Here is a 23,605-nt window from a genome sequence, read left to right as displayed (position 1 = left end):
ACGCATCGTGCTAGCCTCGGCCGCCCCGCACTGACCTGGTGTCGAGCGCGGTGAACACGGTGGCGTCGGTGATGTCGACGGCGGCCTGGTAAAGGCGCTTGAGCTCGGCTTTCTTCGGTGCGTGGCCGTCTTTGAACTGGAACCAGAGCAGAATCGCATAATGCCCGTGGGTCCAGCCGCCGGCGTAGGCCTCGCCGTCGCCGAGCTCCTTGGTGTGGTCGTCGTCGCCCGCGAGGGGCTTCAGGTAGTCCTTGCGCTCCTTGCCGGCGCCGGCCCCGGCGACGCTCTTGGCGCCCTTGCTGGTCTTCAGGTTGGCGACGCCGACGGTGCCGATCACGGTGCCCTTGGCGTCGTGGAAGCTGGCGCGGGCGAGCTGGTTGCAGCCGGCCGCCTTCAGGGCCTTCTGCAGCTTCTCGCCGGTGACCGCGTCCTTGCAGTCCTTCTTCTCCATCTCCCGGACGGTCATCTTGTAGGACCGGCCGTTGCTCTTGAACCGGCTCCGGCCGAAGATCTCGTTCAGGGTGAGGGGATCGGGGTCGGTCTCGCGCGAGGCGGCGTAGCCGAACGTGCCGCCGGGGGCGACGGGCAGGCTGGGCTTGGGCGCGGCCGAGGTGGTGGCGGCGGGGGCGCCGCCGTCGTCGGAGCAGCCGGTGACCAGGCCGATGACCAGGGTGGCGACCAGACCGGCGGGGACGGCGCCGGCGAACCGGCGTCTGGCGGGGGAACCCATGACCTCGAGATTAACCGCAGACCGGGTCAGGAATACCCGAAGTCCTGCGTCCACCACGGCCCGCCGGGTTCGAGGGTGACGCCGACCCCGGTCACGGTGAGCTGGCAGTTGAGGATGTTGCGCCGGTGGGAGGGGCTGTTCAGCCAGCTCTTCACCGCGTCGGCGGCGTTCCGGTAACCCTTGGCGATGTTCTCGGCGCCGCCCAGCCGGTAGCCGGCACGGGTCATGCGGTCCCAGGGGCTCGCGCCGTCGGGCGACTCGTGCACGAACCTGCCGGTCGCCGCCATCTCGGCGGAGTGTTGCCGGGCCGAGGCCACCAGGCGGTGGTCGATCCGCAGCTTGGGGCATCCGGCGTTGACCCGGGCCTCGTTGACGAAGAACACCACGTTCTCTTCGAGCTCGGCGACGTGGCTGCTCACCGGGGGCAGCCTGGTGCCGGCCTCGCCGTGCGAGGAGGAGGTCACCGTCTCCTCGCCGCCCACGGGGGCGACCGGGACCAGCCCGGGCCGGTGGCGGGGCGGCGGCGACGGGGTCGCCTTGGCGGCCGGCTGGTTGTCGCGCAGGTAGACCTCACTGGAGCCGTTGCCCAGCACGGTGATCCGGCCGATCACGATGCCGAGGACTAAGACCGCCAGGACGCATGCCAGAACGCCCAGCAGCGTCCCGCGTCGGGCGCTTGGCTGGGAATGCCGGTTGTGAGGGTTCTGCCACATACCGCAGCCAAATATAGGCATCCGAGAGCCTGTTGAAAATGAGAATGGAGAGACCGGATGGGTAGCGGACCCGCAGATCAGGGCAGCGGAGTAAGCGCTCCGTTTTGGACCGTTGCGTTTTGCTCAAGTCAACGGGACCGGGTATGGTGGTGGATCGTTGTGTGTGCTTCAGTCCTTCGCTGACTGAACACGGCGCGTCCGGCGTCATCTCCCGTTGTGTGGAGACGGATGGTTGAGCGTCGTGGGCCCGCGCGACCTCCGACTGTTCACCATCCGACAGAAGGCACTGCCGTGAGCACGTTCACCCCGAAGCCCAACGACGTCGAACGTCAGTGGTACGTCATCGACGCCACCGACGTCGTGCTCGGCCGGCTGGCCAGCCACGTCGCGGTCCTGCTCCGTGGCAAGCACAAGCCGATCTTCGCGAACCACGTCGACACCGGCGACTTCGTGATCATCGTCAATGCCGACAAGATCGCTCTGTCCGGCAACAAGCTGGAGCAGAAGAAGGCCTACCGCCACTCCGGCTACCCGGGCGGTCTGCGCTCGGTCACCTATGGCGAGCTGATGGAGAAGCGTCCCGACCGGGCCGTCGAGAAGGCCGTCAAGGGCATGCTGCCCAAGAACGCCCTCGGCCGGAAGATGGCCAAGAAGCTCAAGGTCTACGCCGGTCCGGAGCACCCGCACCAGGCGCAGAGCCCGGTGCCCTTCGAGATCACTCAGATCGCCCAGTAACGCCGAGCCAGAAAAAGTTAAGAGGAGAACCGTGGCTGAGACCATCGGTACCGAGACGCTCGTCGAGGGCGACGTCGAGGAATTCGCGGGCGAGGAGTTCCCGTCCGAGTACACCACCGAGTCGGCCCCCGCTGCCGACGCCCCCGTGCGCAAGCCCGTCACCACGGGCAACTCGTACGGCACCGGCCGCCGCAAGGAGGCCGTGGCCCGTGTCCGGATCGTCCCGGGCACCGGCAAGTGGACCATCAACGGTCGTAGCATCGACGTCTACTTCCCGAACAAGGTCCACCAGCAGATCGTCAACGAGCCCTTCGTGGTGCTCGGCGCCGAGGAGCAGTTCGACGTCATCGCCCGCATCGACGGCGGCGGCGTGACCGGTCAGGCCGGCGCCCTGCGCATGGGCCTGTCCCGCGCGCTGGCGATCCTCGACGCGGAGACCAACCGGCCGCCGCTGAAGAAGGCCGGCTTCCTCACCCGTGACGCCCGCGCCACGGAGCGGAAGAAGTACGGCCTCAAGAAGGCCCGCAAGGCTCCGCAGTACAGCAAGCGTTAAGTTGGGCCGCCTCTTCGGCACCGACGGGGTACGTGGGGTCGCGGGTCGCGACCTCACCGCCGAGCTGGCCATGGACCTGTCCGTGGCCGCCGCGCACGTCCTGCGCGATGCCGGGAGGAGCCGCCCGCTCGCCGTCGTAGGCCGGGACCCGCGCGCTTCGGGGGAGTTCCTCGAAGCCGCTGTGGTCGCCGGCCTCGCGTCGTCTGGCATGGACGTGCTCCGTCTCGGCGTGCTGCCCACCCCGGCGGTCGCTTACCTGACCCCTGAGCTGGGAGCCGACCTCGGTGTCATGCTCTCGGCCTCGCACAACCCGGCGCCCGACAACGGCATCAAGTTCCTCACCCGGCAGGGCTTCAAGCTGCCCGACGCGGTGGAGAACGAGATCGAACGGCGTCTCGGGGAGAAGTGGGAACGTCCCGTCGGCGCGGCCGTTGGCCGGGTGCGGGAGGCGTACGGCGAGACCGAACGCTATGTCTCCCACGTCCTGAGCTCCTTGCCGCACCGTCTCGACGGTCTGCGGGTCGTCGTCGACTGCGCCCACGGCGCCGCCCACATGGTGGCTCCCGAGGCGCTGCTGCGCGCCGGGGCCGAGGTCGAGACGATCGGCACCGCCCCCGACGGCCTCAACATCAACGACGGCGTGGGCTCCACCCACCTGGGCCCGCTGCGTGAGGCGGTGCTGGCGAGCGGGGCCGACGTGGGCATCGCCTACGACGGCGACGCCGACCGCTGCCTCGCGGTGACCGCCGACGGCGCCGAGATCGACGGCGACCAGATCATGGCGATCCTCGCGATGGAGATGCGCGCCGAAGGCCGCCTGGCCAAGGACACGGTCGTCGCCACGGTGATGTCCAACCTGGGCTTCAAGCTGGCCATGCGCGAGGCGGGGGTGACGGTCGTCGAGACGGCCGTCGGCGACCGCTACGTGCTGGAGCGCATGCGGGAGGACGGCTTCACCTTCGGCGGCGAGCAGTCCGGGCACGTCATCATGCTCGACCACGCGACCACCGGCGACGGCCTGCTGACCTCGCTCCACCTGCTGGCGGCGGTGGCCCGCTCCGGCAAGCCGCTGGCCGAGCTGGCGTCGGTGATGACGAAGTTGCCGCAGGTCCTCGTCAACGTGAAGAACGTCGACAAGAACCGCGCCCGCGAGGCCGCCCTGCTGGCGGCGGTCGCGCAGGCCGAACTGGAGCTCGGCGACACCGGCCGGGTGCTGATCCGGCCGAGCGGCACCGAGCCGATGATCCGCGTCATGGTCGAGGCGGCCTCGCACGACCAGGCGACGGAGATGGCGGATCGACTGGCCGAGGTCGTCCGAGTCACCTGCGGATGAACTCGAGGGCGGTTTCTGCTCTGTCAGAAGCCGCCCTTCTGCCATGGTCCCCAGACGGCGAACGACAGGCCCTGGGACGACTGCACGTTGACGTACAGGGTGTGACCACCCGGCCCGAACGAGGCCCCCGCGAACTCCGCGCCCCCGTCGGTGCTGACCAGCCGGGAGAAGTCGAAGATCTGACCGCGCCGGGTGAGCCCGCGCAGGTAGTTGCCGCCGTCGCCGTCCTCGCAGAGCACCAGCGTGCCGTGCCTGCTCGTGGTGATGTTGTCGGGCAGGTCGAGCGCCAGCGCCGAGGGCGACTCGTAGATCAGGCGCAGCCGCCCGGAGCGGGTGTCGTAGGCGAAGACCTGGCCGCGGCCCTTGCCGAACCCCGACGGGGGCGTGTCGCCGGGTGCGGTCGCGCCGCCCTGGGTGGAGACGAAGTAGACGACGCCGTCGTCGTACACGGCCCCTTCGAGGCGGGAGAACAGCGCCGCGCCCTGGTCGCGGCCCTGGTTGCCGACGTACTGGATGGCCTGGTCGTTGGTGGGTTTCACGGTGAATGCCGGGTCGGGGTCGTCGATGTCGACCCAGGTGGTCTCCCACGTCGAGCCCGGCGTGAGCCCGACCGACAGGTCCTTGCGGGGGCTGCGCTGCACGGCGAGCATCTGGAGCCGGCCGCCGTCGAGGATGCGGCCCGCCCGTCCGGGGTGCTTGGGCGCCAGGTAGCGGTAGAAGCCCGACGGGAAGCCGAAGTTGTCCTCGGTCAGGTAGATCGCGCCGCTGCCCGGGTCGAAGGCCGCCGACTCGTGGGCGAACCGACCGGCCTTCCTGATGGGGGTACGCGACGCGTCGCGCCGCAGCGGCACCTCGAAGATGTAGCCGTGCTTCTGCTTGAGCAGCGTGTTGTCGGCGCCGGTGAAGTCGTTGCCGACGTCGGGCCCGTTGACGGTCTCCTCACACGTCACCCACGCTCCCCACGGCATGGGGCCGCCGGAGCAGTTCATCTGGGTGCCGTTCAGCGACACGCCCGAGCTGACGACCTCGCCGAAGCGGGTGACCGTGAGCGTGGCGCAGCCGCCGCCGGCCGCCGGGTCGTAGGCGGCGGCCACGTCGCCGAATGCGCCGACCGGGCCGTTGACCTCATGGTTGCGCACCAGGATCGCGGTGCCGCGCGGCCCGGCGAAGGCGGCCATGCCGTCGTGACGGCCCGGGGTGACGCCGCCCTGGGTGAAGTCGCTTCCGGCGGGGTTGAACGACCGGTAGGCGAACCCCTTCGGGAGCTCCAGGCGGACCACGCCGTCACGCAGGTCAGCGGCGGGGGCCAGCGGGCCGTAGTCGGCTCCGTGGACCCGGGTGGCGCGGGCGCCGGCCGCGGCGACTCCGGCGAACGGGCCGCCTAACAGGGCGAGGCCGGCGCTGCCGGCGATGAACGAACGTCGATCCATGAGGGTCTCCCTGGTCACTCGTCGTTCATGTCACATTAATCTCATTCCACGGTCACGGACTTGGCGAGGTTGCGGGGCTGGTCGACGTCCAGGCCCTTGGCGGAGGCGAGCTCGCAGGCGAAGACCTGCAGCGGGACCGTCGTGACCAGCGGCTGGAGGAGCGTCGGGACGGCCGGGACGCGGATCAGGGCGTCGGCGTAGGGTTCGACGGCGGTGTCGCCGTCCTCGCAGACCACGATGGTCATCGCGCCGCGGGCGCGGATCTCCTGGATGTTGGACACGATCTTGCCGTGCAGGGTCGGTTCGCCTTTGGGTGACGGCACCACGACGACGACCGGCAGGCCCTCCTCGATCAGGGCGATCGGGCCGTGCTTCAGCTCCCCGGCCGCGAAGCCCTCGGCGTGCATGTACGCCAGCTCCTTGAGCTTCAGCGCACCCTCCATGGCGACGGGGTAGCCGACGTGGCGGCCGAGGAACAGGACGCAGCGCTGGTTCTTCAGCGTGCGGGCGAGTTCGCGGACCGGCTCGACGGTGGTCAGCACCGCCTCCACGTCGGCCGGGGCCTTGGACAGGCGCGCCAGGATGCCCCTGATCTCCTCGTCGGGCAGGGTCCGGCGGCGCTGGGCCAAGTAGAGGGCCATCAGGTAGCAGGCGACGAGCTGGGTCAGGAACGCCTTGGTGGAGGCGACCGCGATCTCCGGCCCGGCGTGGGTGTAGATCACCGCGTCGGCCTCACGCGGGATGGTGGAGCCGTTCACGTTGCAGATCGCCAGGACGGCCGAGCCCTGTTCGCGGGCGTGCCGCAGGGCCATGAGGGTGTCCATGGTCTCGCCCGACTGGGAGATCACCACGATCAGCGTGCCGGAGCTCAGGATGGGGTCGCGGTAGCGGAACTCGCTGGCCAGCTCGACCTCGCAGGGCAGCCCGGCCCAGCGTTCGACCGCGTGCTTGGCGATCAGCCCGGCGTGGTAGCTGGTGCCGCAGGCCACGATGATCATCTTGTCGACCGTGCCGAGTGGCAGCCTGACCTCGTCGAGCCGCAACCGGCCCTGTTCGTCGACCCGGCCCAGCAGCGTGTCGGCGACCGCGCGGGGCTGCTCGGCGATCTCCTTGAGCATGAAGTGGTCGTGGCCGCCCTTCTCGGCGGCCGTGGCGTCCCAGTCGACGACGAACTCGCGGCAGGAGACCGGGATGCCGTCGAAGTCGGTGATCGTCACGTCGTGGGCACGCAGCTCGACGACCTGGTCCTGACCCAGTTCGATGGCGCGGCGGGTGTGCGCGATGAAGGCGGACACGTCGGAGCCGAGGAAGTTCTCGCCGACGCCCCTGCCGACGACGAGCGGCGAGTTGCGGCGGGCCCCGACGACCAGGTCGGGCTCGGCGGTGTCCACGGCGAGCAGGGTGAACGCGCCCTCCAGCCGCCGGCAGACGCGGCGCATGGCCTCGGCCAGGCCCGCGCCGGTGGCCCGCTCGTCCTCGATGAGGTGGGCGACGACCTCCGTGTCGGTGTCGGAGGCCAGGATGTGCCCCTTCTCGGCCAGGCCGGCCCTGAGGGCGGCGAAGTTCTCGATGATCCCGTTGTGGATGACCGCGACCTGCGCGGGACAGTCGGTGTGCGGGTGGGCGTTCTGGTCGGTCGGGGCCCCGTGGGTGGCCCAGCGGGTGTGGCCGATCCCGACGGTGGCCTCGACGAGCGCGGTCTCGGCCAGCGCGGCCCGCAGATTGGCGAGCTTCCCGGCTCTCTTCTGTACGCTCAGCTTGCCGTTGACCAGGGCGATCCCCGCCGAGTCGTAGCCCCGGTACTCCAGCCGGGCCAGGCCGTCGACGACGACGTCGATGGCGAGACGTGATCCGACGTATCCGACGATCCCGCACATAGTTCGCCCCCAATCACGTATGGGACAGAACATTCCATTTCGCCGGTCCTGGAAACTCCACCGGCGGTCAAGATCGGGGTAGGGTTGGGCGTCGTGGCGGATCGGGACGCGTACGTCGAGCTGAGCCGGGCCCAGTGGGGCGAGCTGCGGCGCAATACGCCGATGACGCTCACCGAGGCCGAACTCGAAGAGCTCAGAGGGGTCGACGATCCCATCGATCTGGCCGAAGTGACCGATATCTACCTGCCGCTGACCCGGCTCCTGAACCTCCACTTCACCGGCGCCCGGCAGCGCGGAGCCGCCGTCAGCACCTTCCTCGGCGACGACGCCGCGCCGCCGCCCTACATCCTGGGCATCGCCGGCAGCGTCGCGGTCGGCAAGTCGACGACCGCGCGGTTGCTGCACACCCTGCTCGCCCGCTGGCCCGAGCACCCGCGCGTCGACCTGATCACCACCGACAGCTTCCTCTACCCGAACGCGGTGCTCGCCGAGCGCGACATCATGCACCGCAAGGGCTTCCCCGAGAGCTACGACCGGCGGGCCCTGGTCAAGTTCGTGGCCGACGTGAAGCGCGGCAAGCCCGAGGTGCAGGCTCCGGTCTACTCCCACCTCGAATACGACGTCGTGCCGGGCGCGCGGCAGGTGGTCAAGCGCCCCGACATCCTGATCGTGGAGGGCCTGAACGTCCTGCAGCCCGCCCCGCCCACGGCGCTGGCGGTGAACGACTACTTCGACTTCTCGATCTACGTCGACGCCCGGGTGGAGGACATCCGCGGCTGGTACGTCGACCGTTTCCACAAGCTCCGGCGCACCGCCTTCTCCGATCCGAAGTCCTACTTCAAGCACATCGCCGAGTTGTCGGAGGACGAGGCGACCGTGTTCGCGCGGAACGTGTGGCGCGACATCAACGAGCGCAACCTGGTGGAGAACATCGCCCCCACGCGCGGGCGGGCCGGGCTCATCCTCCAGAAGGGGCCCGACCACTCGATCCGGCGAATCCGGCTGCGCCGGGTCTGACGGCGGTTCCCGTCGCGTTCGACGGCTGCGGCCATAATCGGTCGCGTGCTGCACATTCGGGTGATCAGCCCCACCTCGGCCACCGACGGGGTCGTCGGCTGCCTGCGCGAGGCGACCGGGGTCACCAACCTCGTCGTCTTCCCGGGGGTCGCGCGATCCCCCCAGGGTGATCTCGTCGAGTTCGACGTCGCCAGGGAGGCCGCCAACGGGGTCATCGAGAGCCTGCGCGGGCTCGGGATCGAGACCAGCGGGTCGATCGCGGTCGAGAAGATCGACATCGCCATCTCCGAGGCCGCCGACCGGGCCCGCGCGGAGGCGCCAGGCGAGGGCGACGACGCGGTGGTCTGGGAGGAGCTCGCCGCGCGGGTGGCCGACGACAGCCGCATGACCTGGGCGTTCATCGTCTTCCTCGCCATCGCCACGCAGCTCGCCGCGATCGGCGTGTTGCTCAACTCGCCGATCCTGATCGTCGGGGCGATGGTGCTCGGGCCCGAGTTCGGGCCGATCGCGGCCGTCTGCTTCGGGCTCCTGCAGCGGGAGTCCGGGTTGATCGGGGCGGCGGTCCGCAACCTGGTCATCGGGTTCGCCGCGGCCATCGTGGTCACCCTGGCCTGCGCGCTGGTCGCCCGGGGGCTCGGCTGGATCGAGCCGTCCATGATCGCCGAGGGCAACACCGAAGAGGTGAACTTCATCGTCAAGCCCGACCGGTGGTCGTTCATCGTCGCGCTGCTGGCCGGGGTGGCGGGGGTGTTGTCGATCACGGCGGGCAAGTCGTCGTCGCTGGTCGGCGTGTTCATCTCGGTCACCACCGTGCCGGCCGCCGGATACGCCGCCGTCGCGGTCGCCCTCGGCGACTGGGCCGAGGTCGGCCACGCCGGGCTGCAGCTCGGCGTGAACATCCTCGGCATGGTCATCGCGGGCACGCTCACCCTGCTGGCCCAGCGGCTCCTCTGGGGGAAGTACGGGGAACGCGTCGGCCCGCGACCACGGTCTGACCGATGACTCGTTCTTATGGGCGACGACCCGTCGACAGGTGAAGGAGTACTGTCCCGATCATGACCATCCTCGCCACCGAGGCGCTCACCAAGCGATATCCCCGGGTCACCGCGCTCGACCGGCTCACGGTCGAGGTCGGCGCCGGGGTGACCGGGCTGGTGGGCGCCAACGGCGCGGGCAAGTCCACGCTGATCAAGATCCTTCTCGGGCTGGTCCCGGCGAGCGAGGGCTCGGCCCGGGTGCTCGGCCTCGACCCGGTCACGCAGGGGCAGGAGATCAGGCGCTCCGTCGGCTACATGCCGGAGCACGACTGCCTGCCGCCCGACCAGTCCGCGACCGAGTTCATCGTGCACATGGCCCGGATGTCCGGGCTGCCGCGCATCGCCGCCCGTGAACGGGCCGCCGACACGCTGCGTCACGTAGGGCTCCAGGAAGAGCGCTACCGGCCGATCGGGGGCTACTCGACCGGCATGAAGCAGCGGGTCAAGCTGGCCCAGGCGCTCGTCCACGACCCCAAGGTGATCTTCCTTGACGAGCCGACCAACGGCCTCGACCCGCAGGGCCGCGACGAGATGCTCCGCCTGGTCCACCGGATCGGCACCGAGTTCGGCATCAGCGTCCTGGTCTGCTCCCACCTGCTGGGCGAGCTCGAACGCATCTGCGACCACGTGATCGTCATCGACGCCGGGCGGTTGCTGCGCTCCTCGGCGATCGGCGAGCTCACCCAGGCCTCCCAGGTGATCTCCGTGGAGGTCGAGGAAGGGCTGGAGAAGCTGGCCGCCCGGCTGACCGAGACCGGCGAGACCGTCGTCGTGGAGGGCCGCGCCCTGACCGTGCAGGTGCGCGCCGACGAGACCTACGACCTGCTCAGAGACGCGGTCGTCGACCTCGATCTCAACCTGGTGCGCCTGGAGCAGCGCCACGCCCGCATTGAGGATGTGTTCCGATGAGCCAGCCCACCGGAGTCATCCACGACATCGGTTACCGCCACTACGACGGGCCCCGGCTCGGGCGGGGCGCCGGCGCCGTCGCGTTGTGGGTCTACAGCCTGCGCGGCACCTTCGGGCTCGGCCGCACGTTCAAGTCGAAGATCATGCCGTTCCTGCTGTTCGGGGCCATGATGTTGCCGGCCGTGGTGTCGATCACGATCATGGCGCTGCTGAAGCAGGCGCCGCTGAGCTACACCGACTACGCGGTCTTCATGCAGCCGGTCATCGCGATCTTCCTGGCCGCCCAGTCGCCCGTGCTCGTGGCGCCCGACCTGCGCCACCGGGTGATCCCGCTCTACCTGTCGCGGCCCGTCACGATCGTCGACTACATCGGGGCCAAACTCGCCGCGATGATCGCGGCGCTGCTGATCCTCATGGTCGTGCCGCTCACCGTGCAGTTCGTCGGCGAACTGCTGATCGACCTGCCGATGCCGCTGCACACCCACGAATATCTGGCCGGGCTCGCCGGTTCGCTGATCAACGCGGTGCTGCTGGCCTCGATCGGGCTCACACTGGCCTCGTTCACGCCGCGCCGGGGGCTCGGGGTGGCGTCGGTGATCGCGTTCTACATGTTCACGCTGGCCGCCTCGGCGGTGCTGTTCGGGGTGCTCCAGAGCGAGGGCCACGTGGAAGCCGGCAGGTGGGGCTTCCTGCTCAATCCGTTCTTCCTGGTCAACGCCGTGCAGGTCAATCTGTTCGGGACCCAGTCTGCCAGCGGTGAGCCCGTTCCGGGCGGGGCCGGTCCGGCGCTGGTCGTCGTCGCGGTGGTGCTCCTGGCGCTGGCCGCCCTCTACGCCCGCTACCGGAAGGCGCTGGCCGCATGAGCGTGATCGAGATCCGGCAGGTCAGCCGCTGGTACGGCAACGTCGTCGCGGTCAACGACGTGACGATGACGATCGGCCCCGGCGTGACCGGCCTGCTCGGCCCCAACGGCGCCGGGAAGTCGACCCTGCTCCACCTGATGGCCGGTTTCCTCCAGCCGTCGGGCGGCACGGCCACCCTCGACGCCAAGCCGATCTGGAAGAACCACGACGTCTACCGCACGATCGGCCTGGTGCCCGAGAAGGAGGGCGTCTACGGCTTCCTCACCGGATGGCAGTTCGTGCAGTCGGCCGCCCGCCTCCACGGGCTCGGCGACGACGCGGCCGAACGGGCCATCGCCCAGGTCGACATGGCCGCCGCGCAGGACCGGCGGATCGAGACCTACTCCAAGGGCATGCGGCAGCGCATCAAGGTCGCCGGGGCGCTCGTCCACGAACCGTCGGTGCTGCTGCTCGACGAGCCGTTCAACGGCATGGACCCGCGCCAGCGGCTCCACCTGATGGACCTGGTCCGTCAGCTGGGCGCGTCCGGCCGGACCGTCGTGTTCAGCTCCCACATCCTCGAAGAGGTCGAGCGGGTCGCCCAGCAGATCGAGGTCATGGTCGCCGGGCGTCACGCCGCCTCCGGCGACTACCGCGAGATCCGGCGGCGGATGACCGACCGGCCCCACCTGTTCCGGGTGCGCTCCTCCGACGACCGGCGGCTGGCGGCCGCGCTGATCGCCGACAGCGCGTCGGGCGGGGTGTCGTTGACGCCGCAGGGCCTGGAGGTCCGCACCGTCGACTTCCGGCGCTTCACCCACCAGCTCCCGAGGCTCGCCCGCGACCTGGGCGTGCGCCTGTGGCAGGTGTCCCCGACCGACGAAGACCTGGAAAGCGTCTTCTCCTACCTGAGCGGCCGATCATGAACACCGTCGTCGCGTCCATCACCTACCGGGCCATGCTGGGCCGCAAGCGGATCTGGCTGCTGGCCCTGCTGCCCATCGCGCTGATCGCCTTCGCCCTCCTGTTCCGCTTCATCGGGGGCGGCGACGAGAGCGTCGCCGTCGAACTCATGAAGGTCTTCGCGATCGGCACCATGTTGCCCCTGCTCGGCCTGATCGCCGGGACGGGCGTGATCGCGCCGGAGATCGAAGACGGCACGATCATCCACCTGATGTCCAAGCCGATCTCCCGTCCGGTGATCGCGTTCACCAAGTTCGTCGTCGCGGCCTCGCTGATGGTGGCCTTCTCGGTGATCCCGACCTACGTGGCGGCCTACATCCTGATCGGCACCGAGTCGGGCATCGCGAGCGGCTTCGCGCTGGGCACCCTGTTCGCCGGGATCGCCTACGCCGCCGTGTTCCTCCTCCTCGGCGTCGTCTCCCGGCACGCCGTCACCATCGGCGTGATCTACGCCCTGGTGTGGGAGGGCCTCATCGGCGGGTATGTGCCCGGAGCACGGCGTTTCTCCATCCAGCAGTGGGCCCAGTCGATCGCCGACCAGGTGACGACCACAGCCTTCCTGAAGTCGGAGGTGGCGCTGAGCTTCGCCGTCCCGGCCATGGTCATCGTCGTGGTGGGGTCGGTGCTGTGGGCCGGTCAGCGGCTACGGGTGCTCTCACTCACGGGGGACGAGTGATCGTCGGTATCGGGGTCGACCTGGTGGACGTCGCGCGGTTCGCGGCCACCCTGGAACGCCGGCCCGCCCTGCGCGAACGCCTCTTCACCGAGGCCGAACTCCAGGGCCGCTCGGTCTCGACGGGGCTGGTCTCCGGCAACGCCGGCACCGAACTCTGGGGCGAGACCTTCGCCGACGGCGGCCGCGAGGTCCCGGTGGCCTCCCTGGCGGCCCGCTTCGCCGCCAAGGAGGCGGTGGCGAAGTCGCTGGGCGGCCCGCCGGGCCTGGCCCACCGCGAGGCCGAGGTCGTCGTCGGCGACCACGGCCGCCCGATGCTGACGGTCGGCGGCCGGGCCGGGGAGGTCGCGGAGGAACTCGGGGTGCGCAGGTGGCACCTGTCGCTCAGCCACGACGGCGGCTTCGCGGTCGCCTACGTGATCGCCGAGGCCTGACCTCTTCAGGCTCCGTTACGGCTCCGCCCACCCCGGCACCGCCCCCCGCCCCGGGTGACGGGCGGCCGACCGGCGCTCCTCGGCCGCTCAAGGGAAGCGCCGCGACGGCTCCCGCCCGAAAATCCGGCATCCGGGCCGAGTGATCGTGGCAGGCGCCGGGATAGCGTCGACCTCATGTGGACTGCTTTCACCAGCGATCAGGTCAGGCAGGCCGAGCACGCCCTGATGGCCCTCGTGCCCGACGGCGAGCTCATGCAGCGTGCCGCCGCCGGGCTCGCCGCCGTCTGCGCGCGGCTCCTGCCGGGGGTCTACGGCTCCCGGGTCGTCCTGCTCGTGGGAGGCGGCGACAACGGCGGGGACACCCTCTACGCCGGGGCGCGGCTCGCCGCCCGGGGCGCCCGCGTCGAGGCGGTGCTCGCGGGGAGCAGAACCCATGAGGGCGGGCTCGCGGCCCTGAAGAGAGCCGGTGGCCGGGTGATCGAGGCCGGCGAGGTCGGCGTGCCCGACCTGATCCTCGACGGGCTGCTCGGGATCGGCGGCAGGGGAGGCCTGCGGGACCCCTATGCCACGCTCGCACGGGTCGCCGCGGAGTCGGGGGCCATGGTGGTGGCGGTCGACGTGCCGAGCGGGGTCGACTCCGGCACCGGCGAGGTCGCCGGGGAGGCTGTGAAGGCCCAGGTCACCGTCACGTTCGGGGCCCGGAAGGCCGGGCTGCTCGTCGATCCGGGGGCCGAGCGGGCCGGGATCGTCGAACTGGTCGACATCGGGCTGACCCCCCACCTGCCCGAACCCGAGATCACCGTGCTGACCGCCCGGGACGTGGCCCGGCTGCTGCCGGTGCCGGGGATCGAGTCGGACAAGTACCGCCGGGGCGTCGTCGGGGTCCTGGCCGGGAGCGACCGGTTCGCGGGGGCGGCCGTGCTCGCCGTGGGCGGGGCGGTCAGGGCGGGGGCGGGCATGGTCCGGTTCGCCGGGCCCGAAGACGCCGTCCACCAGGTCAGGGCCCGGTGGCCCGAGGCCGTCACGACCGTGCTGCGGGAAGATCCGGTCGAGGAGGCCGGGCGGGTCCAGGCCTGGGTGCTCGGCCCCGGCATGGGCACCGACGAGCGGGCCCGGCGGATCGCCGCCGAGGTGCTCGCCACCGGCCTGCCGGTGATCGTGGACGCCGACGCCCTGACCATCGTCGCGAACGACCCCGGGCTGCTGCGCCGCGAGGCGCCCACGCTGATCACCCCGCACGCCGGCGAACTGGGCCGGATCCTGGGCGCCGACCCGAAGGACATCGAGGCCCGGCGGATCGAGCACGTCCGCAGGGCGGTCGAGGAGCTCCAGGTGACCGTTCTGCTCAAGGGCTCGACCACGCTGGTCGCCGAGCGGGGCCGTCCGGTCAGGGTGAACCCGACCGGCACCTCCTGGCTGGCCACGGCGGGCACCGGTGACGTCCTGTCGGGCATCTCGGGGACGCTGCTCGCCGCCGGACTGGCCCCCTACGACGCCGGAAGCGCAGCCGCTTTCCTCCACGGCCTGGCCGCCCGGAAGGCCGCCGAGGGCGCGCCGATCGCCGCACTCGATGTCGCCCTCTCGTTGCCGGATGTGATCCGGCACCTCCGGACGGCTGCAAATATGGAGGCATGAGCAGCAGCTTCGTCACTCCTGCCGAGGCCAGGGTCGACCTTTCGGCCATCCGTCACAACGCCGCCCTCCTCAAGGAGGCCGCCGGCGGGGCCGAGATGCTGGCGGCCGTCAAGGCCGACGCCTACGGCCACGGCCTGGTGCCGTGCGCGAAGGCGGCCCTGGAGGGCGGGGCGTCGGGGCTGGGGGTCGCCACGGTCCGTGAGGCCGTCGCGCTCAGAGACGCCGGGATCACGGCTCCGGTGCTGGCCTGGCTGATCCCGCCGGGGGAGCCGCTCGACGAGGCCGTGGCCAAGGGGGTCGACCTCTCGGCCGGGGCGCCGTGGCTGATCGACGAGATCGCGGCCGCGGCACGGCGTACCGGAAAGACAGTCAATGTCCACCTCAAGGTCGACACGGGCATCTCCCGGGGCGGGGCGACCGCCGAGGCGTGGCCCGATCTGGTCGACGCCGCGCTGAAGGCCCAGGCCGAGGGCGTGATCGTGGTCGACGGGGTCTGGTCCCACTTCGCCTGCGCCGACATCCCCGGCCATCCGTCCATCGACAAGCAGCTGGCCGCCTTCGACGAGGCGGCCGGGAGCCTGCCGGGGGTCAGGCGGCACATCGCCAACTCGGCCGCGATCGTCACCCTGCCCCAAGCGCGCTACGACCTGGTCAGGCCCGGCATCGCCCTCTACGGGCTGAGCCCGATCCCCGAGATGGGCGACTTCGGCCTGCGGCCCGCCATGACCCTCACTGCCCGGCTCGCCCTCGTCAAGAGGGTCCCGAAGGGCACGGGGGTCTCCTACGGCCACCTCTACGTCACCGACAGGAACACCACGCTTGGCCTGGTTCCCCTCGGGTACGCGGACGGGATCATGCGAAACGCCACCAACCGTGCCCAAGTCCTCGTCAACGACCAACGCTTCACCATCGCCGGACGCGTGTGCATGGATCAGTTCTCCATCGACCTGGGTGACCACCCCGCCACAGAAGGGGACGAAGTTGTCCTTTTCGGCCCAGGCGATAGAAATGAACCCACATGTCAGGAATGGGCTGATTCCCTCGGCACGATCACTCATGAGATCGTGACCAGGATCGGCACCCGGGTGCCACGTGTGCACGTGCGGCAAGGAGATCGGGAATGACAGTACGGCGCACAGCCGGCATCGCGGGGATCGTGGTCGGCGCGGCCTCCGCGGGGGTGGCGGTGGCCGCCCTGGCCAAGCGCTACGCCGTGGGCCGCATCCGGTTGCGGCCCGACCTGGAGGCCAGCGAGCCCTTCGGCGAGCTCCACGGCACGACCGCCCGGGTCGTCACCTCCGACAACCTCACCCTCGCCGCCGAGGTCGACGGGCCGCCCGACGCCCCGCTGACCGTCGTGCTCTGCCACGGCTACTGCCTGACCTCCGACTCCTGGCACTACCAGTGGCGCCTGCTGCGCGAGAAGTACCGCGTGGTCGTCTGGGACCAGCGCTGCCACGGCCGCTCGGAGCGGGTGGCCGACGTCGACCAGTCGATCGACCGGCTGGGCGAGGACCTCGCGCAGGTGCTCGACGACCTCGTGCCGGGGCCGTGCGTGCTGGTCGGCCACTCCATGGGCGGCATGACCATCATGGCGCTGGCCGATCGGCGGCCCGAGTTGTTCGGCGACAAGGTCAAGGGCGTCGCGCTCATCTCCACCTCCGCCGGTAAGCTGGCCGAGCTCAGCCTCGGCATGCCCGCCCTGGTCGCCAAGCTGGTCCACAAGGCCACGCCGGCGGCCGTGTCGGTCATGAAGAAGAAGGCCGCGCTGGTCGACCGGGGGCGTCAGGCCGGGAACGACATCTCGTTCCTGCTGCTGCGCCACCTCGGCTTCGGCGACTCCGGCCGGGTCAGCCCGACCCTGGTCGACTTCGCCGAGTCGATGATCCGGGCCACGCCCGCCGACGTGATCGCCGGTTTCTACCCGGCGCTCATGTCCCATGACAAGCTGAAGGCGCTCGACGTGCTGAACAAGGTGCCCACGTCGATCATCGTCGGCGACCGCGACTGGCTGACCCCGCCCGAGCACAGCAGGGCGATCGCGGCGGCCGTGCCGACGGCGACGCTGACCATGGTGACCGACAGTTCCCACCTGGTTCAGCTCGAGTGTCCGGGAATCGTGAACGATGCCCTGATCGACCTGATCGACCGGGCGGAACTGGGGGACAGGTGAAGGAGCCTGCGGCCACGGCCGAGGACATGCGCGCACTCGGCGTGAAGATCGCCGGGCTGCTGCGGGCGGGCGATCTGGTCGTGCTGACCGGCCCGCTGGGAGCCGGGAAGACGACTCTCACCCAGGGGATAGGCGAGGGCCTGAAGGTACGCGGCCCGATCACCTCCCCGACCTTCGTGATCGCCCGGGTGCATCCGTCGTTGTCCGGGGGCCCGGCCCTCGTCCACGCCGACGCCTACCGCCTGGGCGGCGCGCTCGAGGTCGACGACCTCGACCTCGACGCCTCGCTGGCCGACTCGGTCACCGTGGTCGAGTGGGGCGAGGGCCTCGTCGAGGGGCTGTCGGACGAGCGCCTCGAAATCGTGATTGACCGGGACGACACCGATGAGAGTAGGTATGTCCTGCTTCGGGGTGTTGGCAATCGTTGGTCCGATATTCCCGCAGGGACGATCTAGTACGGTCCCGCTTGGAGCCTTCCACACCGCCGCCGATTCGTTAGAAAATGAAGATCTTTACTAATGGATTGGCCTAGATTTTCTGGGTAATGGTCGGCGGTGGGAGGGGTGGGCCGATGAACGCGTTATCGAAGGCCGCGTTGGCCGGGGTGCTGCTACTCGGAGTCGCCGGTTGTTCCGCGGAGGCGGGCATCGTCCCGGAGGCGTCCATCACAGTGACGCCACCGGTGCCGACGGTCACCGCGAGCATCCCGCCCCGACAGGAGGTCCGGGTCACGCTCAGCCCCGACGAGATCCAGGGTGGGCAGTCCCGGAACATCCGGATCACCGCCTACTGCCCGCCCGCGCTGCCGGGCACCAGCTACCAGGCCAGCGCCCACTCCGACGCGTTCACCGGCATCGTGAGTCTGCTGGCCCCGGCGGCCGAGACGCCCGCCCCGTCCCCGGCCCCCGCGCCCCGGCTGACCGGCGTGGCCGTGCTCAAGGCGAGCGCCAAGGCCGGCGGCTACCGCGTCGAGGTGCGCTGCTCGGCCACCAACGACATCGGCAACGCCCGCCTGCAGGTGCTCCGCAGCGGCAACACCGCCGACGAGACCCGCTTCCCGACCAAGGCCCCCGGCGCGGGCGGCGGCGGCACGGCCGCCGGCGGTCCCGCCGACGAGTCGGGCATCCCGGTCGCTCCGTTCGCCGTCGGGCTGCTGGCCGCGGCCGGTCTCGGCATCGCGGTGGCCCGCAGGCGCGCCCGGGGCTGACGCCTTGGCCGTCTCCACCCGGATGGTCGTCGCGGCGATCGTCTCGGGGTTCGTCCTGTTCGTGATGACCAAGCCGGAAACGGCCCAGGTCGAGGGCGAGCGCAGCAAAGCCGTGCCCGAACGCATCGACATCCCGGTGCTCCAGATGAAGGCGCCGCTGATCAAGCTCGGCCTCACCGGCGATGGGGAGGTCGAGCTGCCGCCGTACGAGAAACCGAAGATCGCCGGGTGGTACGAGGGCAGCTCCGTGCCCGGCGACGAGGGTGCGGCCGTGATCATCGGACATGTCGACACCAAGACCGCGCCCGCCGTCTTCTACCGGCTGCGGGAGCTGAAGAAGGGCGCGGTCGTCAAGGTTGTCAGGTCCGACGGCAAGACCGTCTCCTACAAGGTCGACGCGATCGAGCAGATCCCCAAGGAGTCGTTCCCCGCCGAGAAGGTCTACCTCGGCGAGGGCCTGCGCCTGATCACCTGCGGCGGGCAGTTCGACTGGGACGCCCACGAGTACAAGGACAACGTGATCGTGTACGCCTCCCGCTCCTGAGCACACGTGCTGTAGGGCTAGGCTTGCTTTTCGTGCTGGTCCTGGCCTTCGACACGGCGACCCCTGCCGTGACCGCCGCGGTGCACGACGGAACACGCGTGCTGGCGGAATCCACCACCATCGACGCCCGGCGCCACGGGGAATTGCTCGCGCCGGCGATCGAGACCGTCCTGCGTGAGGCGGGCGTGACCGTCCACGACGTCACCGCCGTCGTCGCGGGAGCGGGCCCCGGGCCCTACACCGGCCTGCGGGTCGGCCTCATCACGGCGCGGGCGTTGTCGACGACGCTGGGGGTGCCCGCCTACGGCATCTGCACCCTCGACGCGATCGCCTACGCCGCCGGAGTGCCCGGCCCGTTCACGGTGATCACCGACGCCCGCCGCAAGGAGCTCTTCTGGGCGACCTACGCCGACGGCTCCACCCGGCTCGACGGTCCCCGGGTCGACAAGCCCGCCGACGTGCCGGTCGAGCACACGGTCGTGGGCGCCCGGCTCTACCTCGACGGCGTGACCGGTCCCGAACACCCGTCGGCCGGGGCGCTGGCCGCGCTGGCCGCCGTCGAGCTGGGCCGGTTGTCGCCCGAGGAGGCCGCCGCGGCGGCCAAGCTGCCCGAGGGGCGCATCGACTCGGTCGAGGCCGCTCAGAACCGGGCCGTCCTCGGCCCGCCCGTGCCGATCTACCTGCGGCGCCCCGACGCACAGATCCCGGGGGCGCCCAAGAAGGTGACGGCGTGAGCGTGGTGACGCTGCGCGGCATGGGCGTCGACGACCTGCCGGCCGTCATGGAGCTCGAACGCGCCACCTTCCCCGCCGACGCGTGGAGCGAGCGCATGATGCTCGGCGAGCTGGCCGACCAGCCGCGCACCCGCCACTACATCGTGGCCGAGCGCGACGGCCGGATCGTCGGCTACGCCGGCCTGGCCGTGGCGGGCGACCAGGGCGACGTGCAGACCATCGCCGTGCTCGCCGAACACCGGCGGGCCGGGGTCGGCGCCCTGATGCTCAACGCCCTGCTCGACGAGGCCGCCCGCCGGGGGGCCTCAGCGGTCTTCCTGGAGGTCCGAGCCGACAACGCCCCCGCCCAGGCCATGTACGAACGGTTCGGCTTCCACCAGCTCGGCCTCCGGCGGGGCTACTACGACGACGGAACCGACGCGATCACGATGGTGAGGAAACTCGATGGCTGACGAGCCGATCGTCCTGGGGATCGAGACGTCCTGCGATGAGACGGGCGTCGGCATCGTGCGCGGCCACACCCTGCTGGCCGACACGATCGCCTCCAGCATGGACGAACACGCCCGCTTCGGGGGAGTCGTCCCCGAGGTGGCCTCCCGCGCCCACCTCGACGCGATGGCCCCCACGGTCGACAGCGCCCTGGCGAAGGCGGGCCTGAAGTTCTCCGACATCGACGCCATCGCCGTCACGGCGGGCCCCGGCCTGGCCGGCGCGCTGCTGGTCGGCGTCGCCGCCGCCAAGGCCTACTCGGTGGGTCTCGGCGTGCCCCTCTACGGGGTCAACCACCTCGCCGCCCACGTGGCGGTCGACCAGCTCGAACACGGGCCGCTGCCCGAGCCGTGCATGGCCCTGCTGGTCTCGGGCGGCCACTCGTCGCTGCTGCTGGTGCCCGACGTGACGCGTGAGGTCATCTCCCTCGGTTCGACCGTCGACGACGCCGCCGGTGAGGCGTTCGACAAGGTCGCCCGGGTGCTCGGGCTGCCGTTCCCCGGCGGCCCCCACATCGACCGGGCCGCCCGCGAGGGGCGCGGCGACGCGATCCCGTTCCCCCGGGGCAAGGTCGACGACGGCACGCTCGACTTCTCGTTCTCCGGCCTGAAGACGGCCGTGGCCCGATACGTGGAGAAGCAGGGCGACTCCGTCTCGGTCTCCGACGTGGCGGCCTCGTTCCAGGAGGCCGTGGTCGACGTGCTGACCAGGAAGGCGCTCCAGGCGTGCCGCGCCCACGGCGTCGGCGACCTGCTGATCGGCGGCGGCGTGGCGGCCAACTCGCGGCTGCGGGCGCTGGCCCAGGAGCGCTGCGACGCGGCCGGGGTCCGGCTGCGGGTGCCGCGCCCGGGCCTGTGCACCGACAACGGGGCGATGGTGGCGGCGCTGGGGTCCAACCTGGTCGCGGCGGGGGCGACGCCCTCGCTGCTCGACATCCCGGCCGACTCGTCGATGCCGATCACGACCGTGAGCGTCTGAACGTAGGAACACGAAAGGGCCGGGCGAAGTCGCCCGGCCCTTTCTCGTGTGTGGAGTTCAGTCCTTGGAGCTCCTGGTGGGCCGCAGGAGGGCCTCAGCCAGCGCCAGCATCGTTTCCTCCAGCGCCCCCAGCCTTCTGGTCAGGTCGGTGTGGGCGGGCTCCACCGTGGTCGAGAGGGCCTCGCGGACCGCCTCGCGGTCGGTGCGGGTCTCGACCAGCGGGGCGATCTCGCCGACCAGGCGGTGCAGTTCGCCGATCTCCAGGGTCGCGGGGAGCTGGCCGAGCCGCTGGTTGATCGACTCGACGCGGTCGTCGACGCCGTCGAAGCGTTCGCCGAGCTGCTCCTCCAGGGCCTCGACCTTCGAGGTCAGGCGGGTCTCCGAGTCGCCCACGCAGGCGCCCAGGCGCTCGTCGAGGGCGCTGACGGCGCGGTCGGTGCCGTCGAGCTTCTCGCCGTTCTCGGTGAGCTTGGCCTCGATGCCCGTCACGCGGGTGTCGATGTCGGCCAGGCACTCGTCGGCCGTCTCGATGCGGGCGTCGATGCGGTCGAGGCGGGCGGTCACCCCCGCCACCTGGCCCTCAAGGGCGTGGAACTGGGCCTTGGCGCCCGACTGCGCCTCGCTGATCGCGCTGAGACGGGCGTTGCTGGCCGACTGCTGGCCCTCGACGCCGGAGATGCGGGTCGCGATCTGGTCGAGCGTCGCGGTCAGGCGGGTGACCACGGTGTCGAGGCCGGCGGTGAGCGACTCGGTGACGTCGGCCTCCAGGCGGTCGAGGCGCTCGCTGAGGTCGGTGACGGCCTTGTCGATGCGGCTGAAGCGGGCGGCGGCCGCCTCCATGCCGGCGTGCATCTGGGCGAGGCGGTCGGTGACCGCGGCCAGCCGGGTGAGGGACTCCTCGACGCTCTCGCCCATCGTGCCGACGTCGGCCCACAGGCTGGGGAGTTCGCCGATGGGGGTGACCTTCTCGCCGACGGTGTCGACGTGGTCACGGACCATCTCGATGTGCTGGGCGAGGCCCTCGGCCCAGGCGGGCGGGCGGCCCGTCAGGTCGTCGAGGCGGCCGCCGACCGCCTCCATGGTCGCGCTGATGCCGCCGAGCTCGCGCTCGCGGACCTCGCGGAGCAGCCATTCCATGCCCTCCATGCGCTGGCGGATCTCGTCGAGCACCGCCCCTTGGGTGCGCTGCTCGTAGACATGGTCCTGGGCCGCGCGGGCCAGCAGCTCGCGCATCCGGTCGGACACTGCGGCCTGACCGCCCGCTTGAAGGAGGGTGTGGTTTTCCACCGAGGAGCTCCGGATCAAGAGGAAGACGTGAACACGTAATGTCACCGAACGATAACCCTCGGCGCTGCCACTTTCCCGGGGACAGGGAAACATCGGGGTTCCCGATGGATTGCCCGGACTGGCGGCTTTACCTGCCCATTTCCGAGGCCAGCACCGCCACGGGACGGGTGCCGAGACGGGTCAGCACGACCACCATCGAGCCCTCCCCGGACAGTCGCAGATCGTGACGGAGCCGCTCCACGTCGACCGCCGAGCCGCGCTTCTTGATCGTGACCGCGCCGACCCTCCGCTCCCGCAGCGCGGCCCTGAGCCGCTTCAGCGAGAACGGCATGACCTCCTCGACGAGATAGCCGGCCGCCCACGGCGTGGGCACGTGTTCGTCGGCGGACAGGTAGGCGATCTGGGGGTCGATCAGCCGGCCCCCGACGATCTCGGCGACCTCGCCGACCAGGTGGGCGCGGACCGCCGCGCCGTCGGGCTCGTACAGGTAGCGCCCGATGGGGGCGACGCCGGCTTCGACGCCGCGCGCCGTCATGGTCTCGCCGGACGGCAACAGGGTCGCCCGCCGCCCCTCGGCGCCCGACCACAGGACCGCCTCCTTGACCTCTCCCCGGAACGAGACCCACTCGGCCTCCATGCCGTCGGGGATGTACTCGTAGGGGATGCCGGGGGCGACCTTCAGGCAGGCCCGTCTCGCCTTCCGGACCAGGTCGAGGACCACGTCCCAGGTCGGCGAGTAGGCGGCCGGGTCGAAGACGCGGCCCTTGGTGGTGCGTCTGGCCGGGTCGGCGAACAGGGCGTCGTAGGCCCCCGGGTCGAGCGACTCCGCGCTCGCGACGCGGACCTCGGCCCGTACACCCAGGGCCCGGACGTTGGCCGTCGCCACGGCGACCGTCAGGGGGTCGAGGTCGACGGCGTCGACCGTACAGCCCGCCCGGGCCTGGGCGATCAGGTCGCCGCCGATGCCGCAGCACGCGTCGGCCACCGACAGGCCCGCGAGCCGCCGGGCGCGGTGTTCGGCGACCTCGGGGCGGGTGGCCTGCTCCAGGCCGTGGGGGGTGAAGTACATCACCTCGGCGTCGGGGCCGAACTTGGGGACGGCGCGGCGGCGCAGGCCCGCCTGGGTGAGCGCGGCGGAGACCAGGTCGGCGTCGAAGCGCCGGCGCAGCGTGGTCACGGCCTCGATCTGGCCCGCGCCGGAGGCCAGCGTCGCGCCGGCCTCGGCCAGGGCCGTCTGGCCGTCGGGCGTGAGCAGGCGGGCGAAGCTCTCCAGGTCCACACGGAGACGCTAGCGCCCGCCGCTCACCGGTCG

25 protein-coding genes are annotated in these 23,605 nt (G+C 71.0%); 19 read left to right on the top strand and 6 right to left on the bottom strand.

The genetic code is table 11. From position 1 onward, the window contains the following. Positions 1-10: 10 nt before the first annotated feature. On the bottom strand, positions 11-730 hold the full coding sequence (locus QSK34_RS18145) for a hypothetical protein (RefSeq protein ID WP_161482566.1): 720 nt from the start codon (positions 728-730) through the stop codon (positions 11-13). A 26-nt stretch (positions 731-756) separates the two neighbouring features. Continuing rightward, positions 757-1,341 carry a CAP domain-containing protein gene (locus QSK34_RS18140; protein ID WP_285585455.1) on the bottom strand — a complete coding sequence of 195 codons (585 nt, stop codon included), beginning with the start codon at positions 1,339-1,341 and terminating at the stop codon, positions 757-759. A gap of 393 nt (positions 1,342-1,734) precedes the next feature. Between QSK34_RS18140 and rplM the strand changes: the two genes are divergently transcribed. Genes rplM through glmM form a run of 3 tightly spaced genes read left to right on the top strand, consistent with a single transcriptional unit; the run spans position 1,735 to position 4,064 of the window. Then, entirely contained in the window at positions 1,735-2,178 is a 444-nt protein-coding gene (gene rplM, locus QSK34_RS18135; RefSeq protein ID WP_030451467.1) for a 50S ribosomal protein L13, read from the top strand. Between the two features lie 31 nt (positions 2,179-2,209). Then, positions 2,210-2,731 (top strand): 30S ribosomal protein S9, encoded by a 522-nt coding sequence (gene rpsI, locus QSK34_RS18130; RefSeq protein WP_030451466.1) that lies wholly within the window; start codon positions 2,210-2,212, stop codon positions 2,729-2,731. A gap of 1 nt (position 2,732) precedes the next feature. After that, a complete protein-coding gene (gene glmM / locus QSK34_RS18125) occupies positions 2,733-4,064 on the top strand; it encodes a phosphoglucosamine mutase (RefSeq protein ID WP_285585454.1) in 1,332 nt (443 codons plus the stop codon). Positions 4,065-4,087: 23 nt separating this feature from the next. On the opposite strand, the gene QSK34_RS18120 is transcribed toward glmM, so the two are convergent. Both QSK34_RS18120 and glmS read right to left on the bottom strand, forming a co-directional pair. Then, on the bottom strand, positions 4,088-5,494 hold the full coding sequence (locus tag QSK34_RS18120; protein WP_285585453.1) for an alkaline phosphatase PhoX: 1,407 nt from the start codon (positions 5,492-5,494) through the stop codon (positions 4,088-4,090). A 41-nt stretch (positions 5,495-5,535) separates the two neighbouring features. Beyond that, a complete protein-coding gene (gene glmS / locus QSK34_RS18115) occupies positions 5,536-7,371 on the bottom strand; it encodes a glutamine--fructose-6-phosphate transaminase (isomerizing) (protein ID WP_285585452.1) in 1,836 nt (611 codons plus the stop codon). A gap of 93 nt (positions 7,372-7,464) precedes the next feature. Between glmS and coaA the strand changes: the two genes are divergently transcribed. The 16 genes from coaA to tsaD all read left to right on the top strand — a co-directional run bounded on the left by coaA (position 7,465) and on the right by tsaD (position 21,006). Then, positions 7,465-8,388, top strand: coding sequence for a type I pantothenate kinase (coaA, locus tag QSK34_RS18110; RefSeq protein WP_285585451.1), 924 nt, complete (start codon positions 7,465-7,467; stop codon positions 8,386-8,388). A 45-nt stretch (positions 8,389-8,433) separates the two neighbouring features. Then, complete coding sequence (locus QSK34_RS18105) at positions 8,434-9,390, top strand: DUF389 domain-containing protein (RefSeq protein WP_285585450.1); 957 nt, start codon at positions 8,434-8,436, stop codon at positions 9,388-9,390. A gap of 53 nt (positions 9,391-9,443) precedes the next feature. After that, on the top strand, positions 9,444-10,334 hold the full coding sequence (locus tag QSK34_RS18100; protein ID WP_285585449.1) for an ABC transporter ATP-binding protein: 891 nt from the start codon (positions 9,444-9,446) through the stop codon (positions 10,332-10,334). Further along, positions 10,331-11,197 (top strand): ABC transporter permease, encoded by an 867-nt coding sequence (locus QSK34_RS18095; protein WP_285585448.1) that lies wholly within the window; start codon positions 10,331-10,333, stop codon positions 11,195-11,197. The genes QSK34_RS18100 and QSK34_RS18095 overlap by 4 nt, the downstream gene beginning before the upstream one ends. Continuing rightward, positions 11,194-12,102: an ABC transporter ATP-binding protein gene (locus tag QSK34_RS18090; protein ID WP_285585447.1), complete on the top strand. Its 909-nt coding sequence runs from the start codon at positions 11,194-11,196 to the stop codon at positions 12,100-12,102. Before QSK34_RS18095 ends, QSK34_RS18090 begins: the two co-directional genes overlap by 4 nt. Further along, positions 12,099-12,815: an ABC transporter permease gene (locus tag QSK34_RS18085; RefSeq protein WP_285585446.1), complete on the top strand. Its 717-nt coding sequence runs from the start codon at positions 12,099-12,101 to the stop codon at positions 12,813-12,815. The genes QSK34_RS18090 and QSK34_RS18085 overlap by 4 nt, the downstream gene beginning before the upstream one ends. Then, positions 12,812-13,246 (top strand): holo-ACP synthase, encoded by a 435-nt coding sequence (locus tag QSK34_RS18080; protein ID WP_285585445.1) that lies wholly within the window; start codon positions 12,812-12,814, stop codon positions 13,244-13,246. Before QSK34_RS18085 ends, QSK34_RS18080 begins: the two co-directional genes overlap by 4 nt. Before the next feature lie 174 nt (positions 13,247-13,420). Next, the gene (locus tag QSK34_RS18075) at positions 13,421-14,881 is read left to right on the top strand and encodes an NAD(P)H-hydrate dehydratase (RefSeq protein ID WP_285585444.1); all 1,461 of its coding nucleotides are present in this window, start codon (positions 13,421-13,423) and stop codon (positions 14,879-14,881) included. Then, positions 14,878-16,005: an alanine racemase gene (gene alr / locus QSK34_RS18070; RefSeq protein WP_285585442.1), complete on the top strand. Its 1,128-nt coding sequence runs from the start codon at positions 14,878-14,880 to the stop codon at positions 16,003-16,005. The genes QSK34_RS18075 and alr overlap by 4 nt, the downstream gene beginning before the upstream one ends. After that, complete coding sequence (locus QSK34_RS18065) at positions 16,002-17,054, top strand: alpha/beta fold hydrolase (RefSeq protein WP_285585440.1); 1,053 nt, start codon at positions 16,002-16,004, stop codon at positions 17,052-17,054. The genes alr and QSK34_RS18065 overlap by 4 nt, the downstream gene beginning before the upstream one ends. Before the next feature lie 26 nt (positions 17,055-17,080). Then, positions 17,081-17,509, top strand: coding sequence for a tRNA (adenosine(37)-N6)-threonylcarbamoyltransferase complex ATPase subunit type 1 TsaE (gene tsaE, locus QSK34_RS18060; RefSeq protein WP_161482682.1), 429 nt, complete (start codon positions 17,081-17,083; stop codon positions 17,507-17,509). 116 nt (positions 17,510-17,625) lie between these two features. Then, complete coding sequence (locus QSK34_RS18055) at positions 17,626-18,261, top strand: hypothetical protein (RefSeq protein ID WP_285585439.1); 636 nt, start codon at positions 17,626-17,628, stop codon at positions 18,259-18,261. 4 nt (positions 18,262-18,265) lie between these two features. Further along, a complete protein-coding gene (locus QSK34_RS18050) occupies positions 18,266-18,805 on the top strand; it encodes a class F sortase (protein ID WP_285585438.1) in 540 nt (179 codons plus the stop codon). A gap of 32 nt (positions 18,806-18,837) precedes the next feature. After that, entirely contained in the window at positions 18,838-19,539 is a 702-nt protein-coding gene (tsaB, locus tag QSK34_RS18045; protein WP_285585437.1) for a tRNA (adenosine(37)-N6)-threonylcarbamoyltransferase complex dimerization subunit type 1 TsaB, read from the top strand. Positions 19,540-19,559: 20 nt separating this feature from the next. Further along, positions 19,560-19,991 (top strand): ribosomal protein S18-alanine N-acetyltransferase, encoded by a 432-nt coding sequence (gene rimI / locus QSK34_RS18040; RefSeq protein ID WP_030451448.1) that lies wholly within the window; start codon positions 19,560-19,562, stop codon positions 19,989-19,991. Next, positions 19,984-21,006 (top strand): tRNA (adenosine(37)-N6)-threonylcarbamoyltransferase complex transferase subunit TsaD, encoded by a 1,023-nt coding sequence (gene tsaD, locus QSK34_RS18035; RefSeq protein WP_285585434.1) that lies wholly within the window; start codon positions 19,984-19,986, stop codon positions 21,004-21,006. Before rimI ends, tsaD begins: the two co-directional genes overlap by 8 nt. Positions 21,007-21,063: 57 nt before the next feature. Here tsaD and QSK34_RS18030 read toward each other — a convergent pair whose 3' ends face one another. Together QSK34_RS18030 and QSK34_RS18025 are read right to left on the bottom strand one after the other, a co-directional pair. Beyond that, entirely contained in the window at positions 21,064-22,239 is a 1,176-nt protein-coding gene (locus QSK34_RS18030; RefSeq protein WP_285585433.1) for a coiled-coil domain-containing protein, read from the bottom strand. A gap of 181 nt (positions 22,240-22,420) precedes the next feature. Further along, the gene (locus tag QSK34_RS18025; RefSeq protein WP_285585432.1) at positions 22,421-23,572 is read right to left on the bottom strand and encodes a class I SAM-dependent methyltransferase; all 1,152 of its coding nucleotides are present in this window, start codon (positions 23,570-23,572) and stop codon (positions 22,421-22,423) included. Positions 23,573-23,605 lie beyond the last annotated feature (33 nt).

Origin of the sequence: Herbidospora sp. NBRC 101105, assembly GCF_030269205.1 — a bacterium.
In the GTDB taxonomy this organism is placed as follows: Bacteria; Actinomycetota; Actinomycetes; order Streptosporangiales; family Streptosporangiaceae; genus Herbidospora; species Herbidospora solisilvae.
The sequence above is the reverse complement of the archived record's forward strand: the minus strand, read 5'-3'. Positions and strand labels throughout refer to the sequence as shown.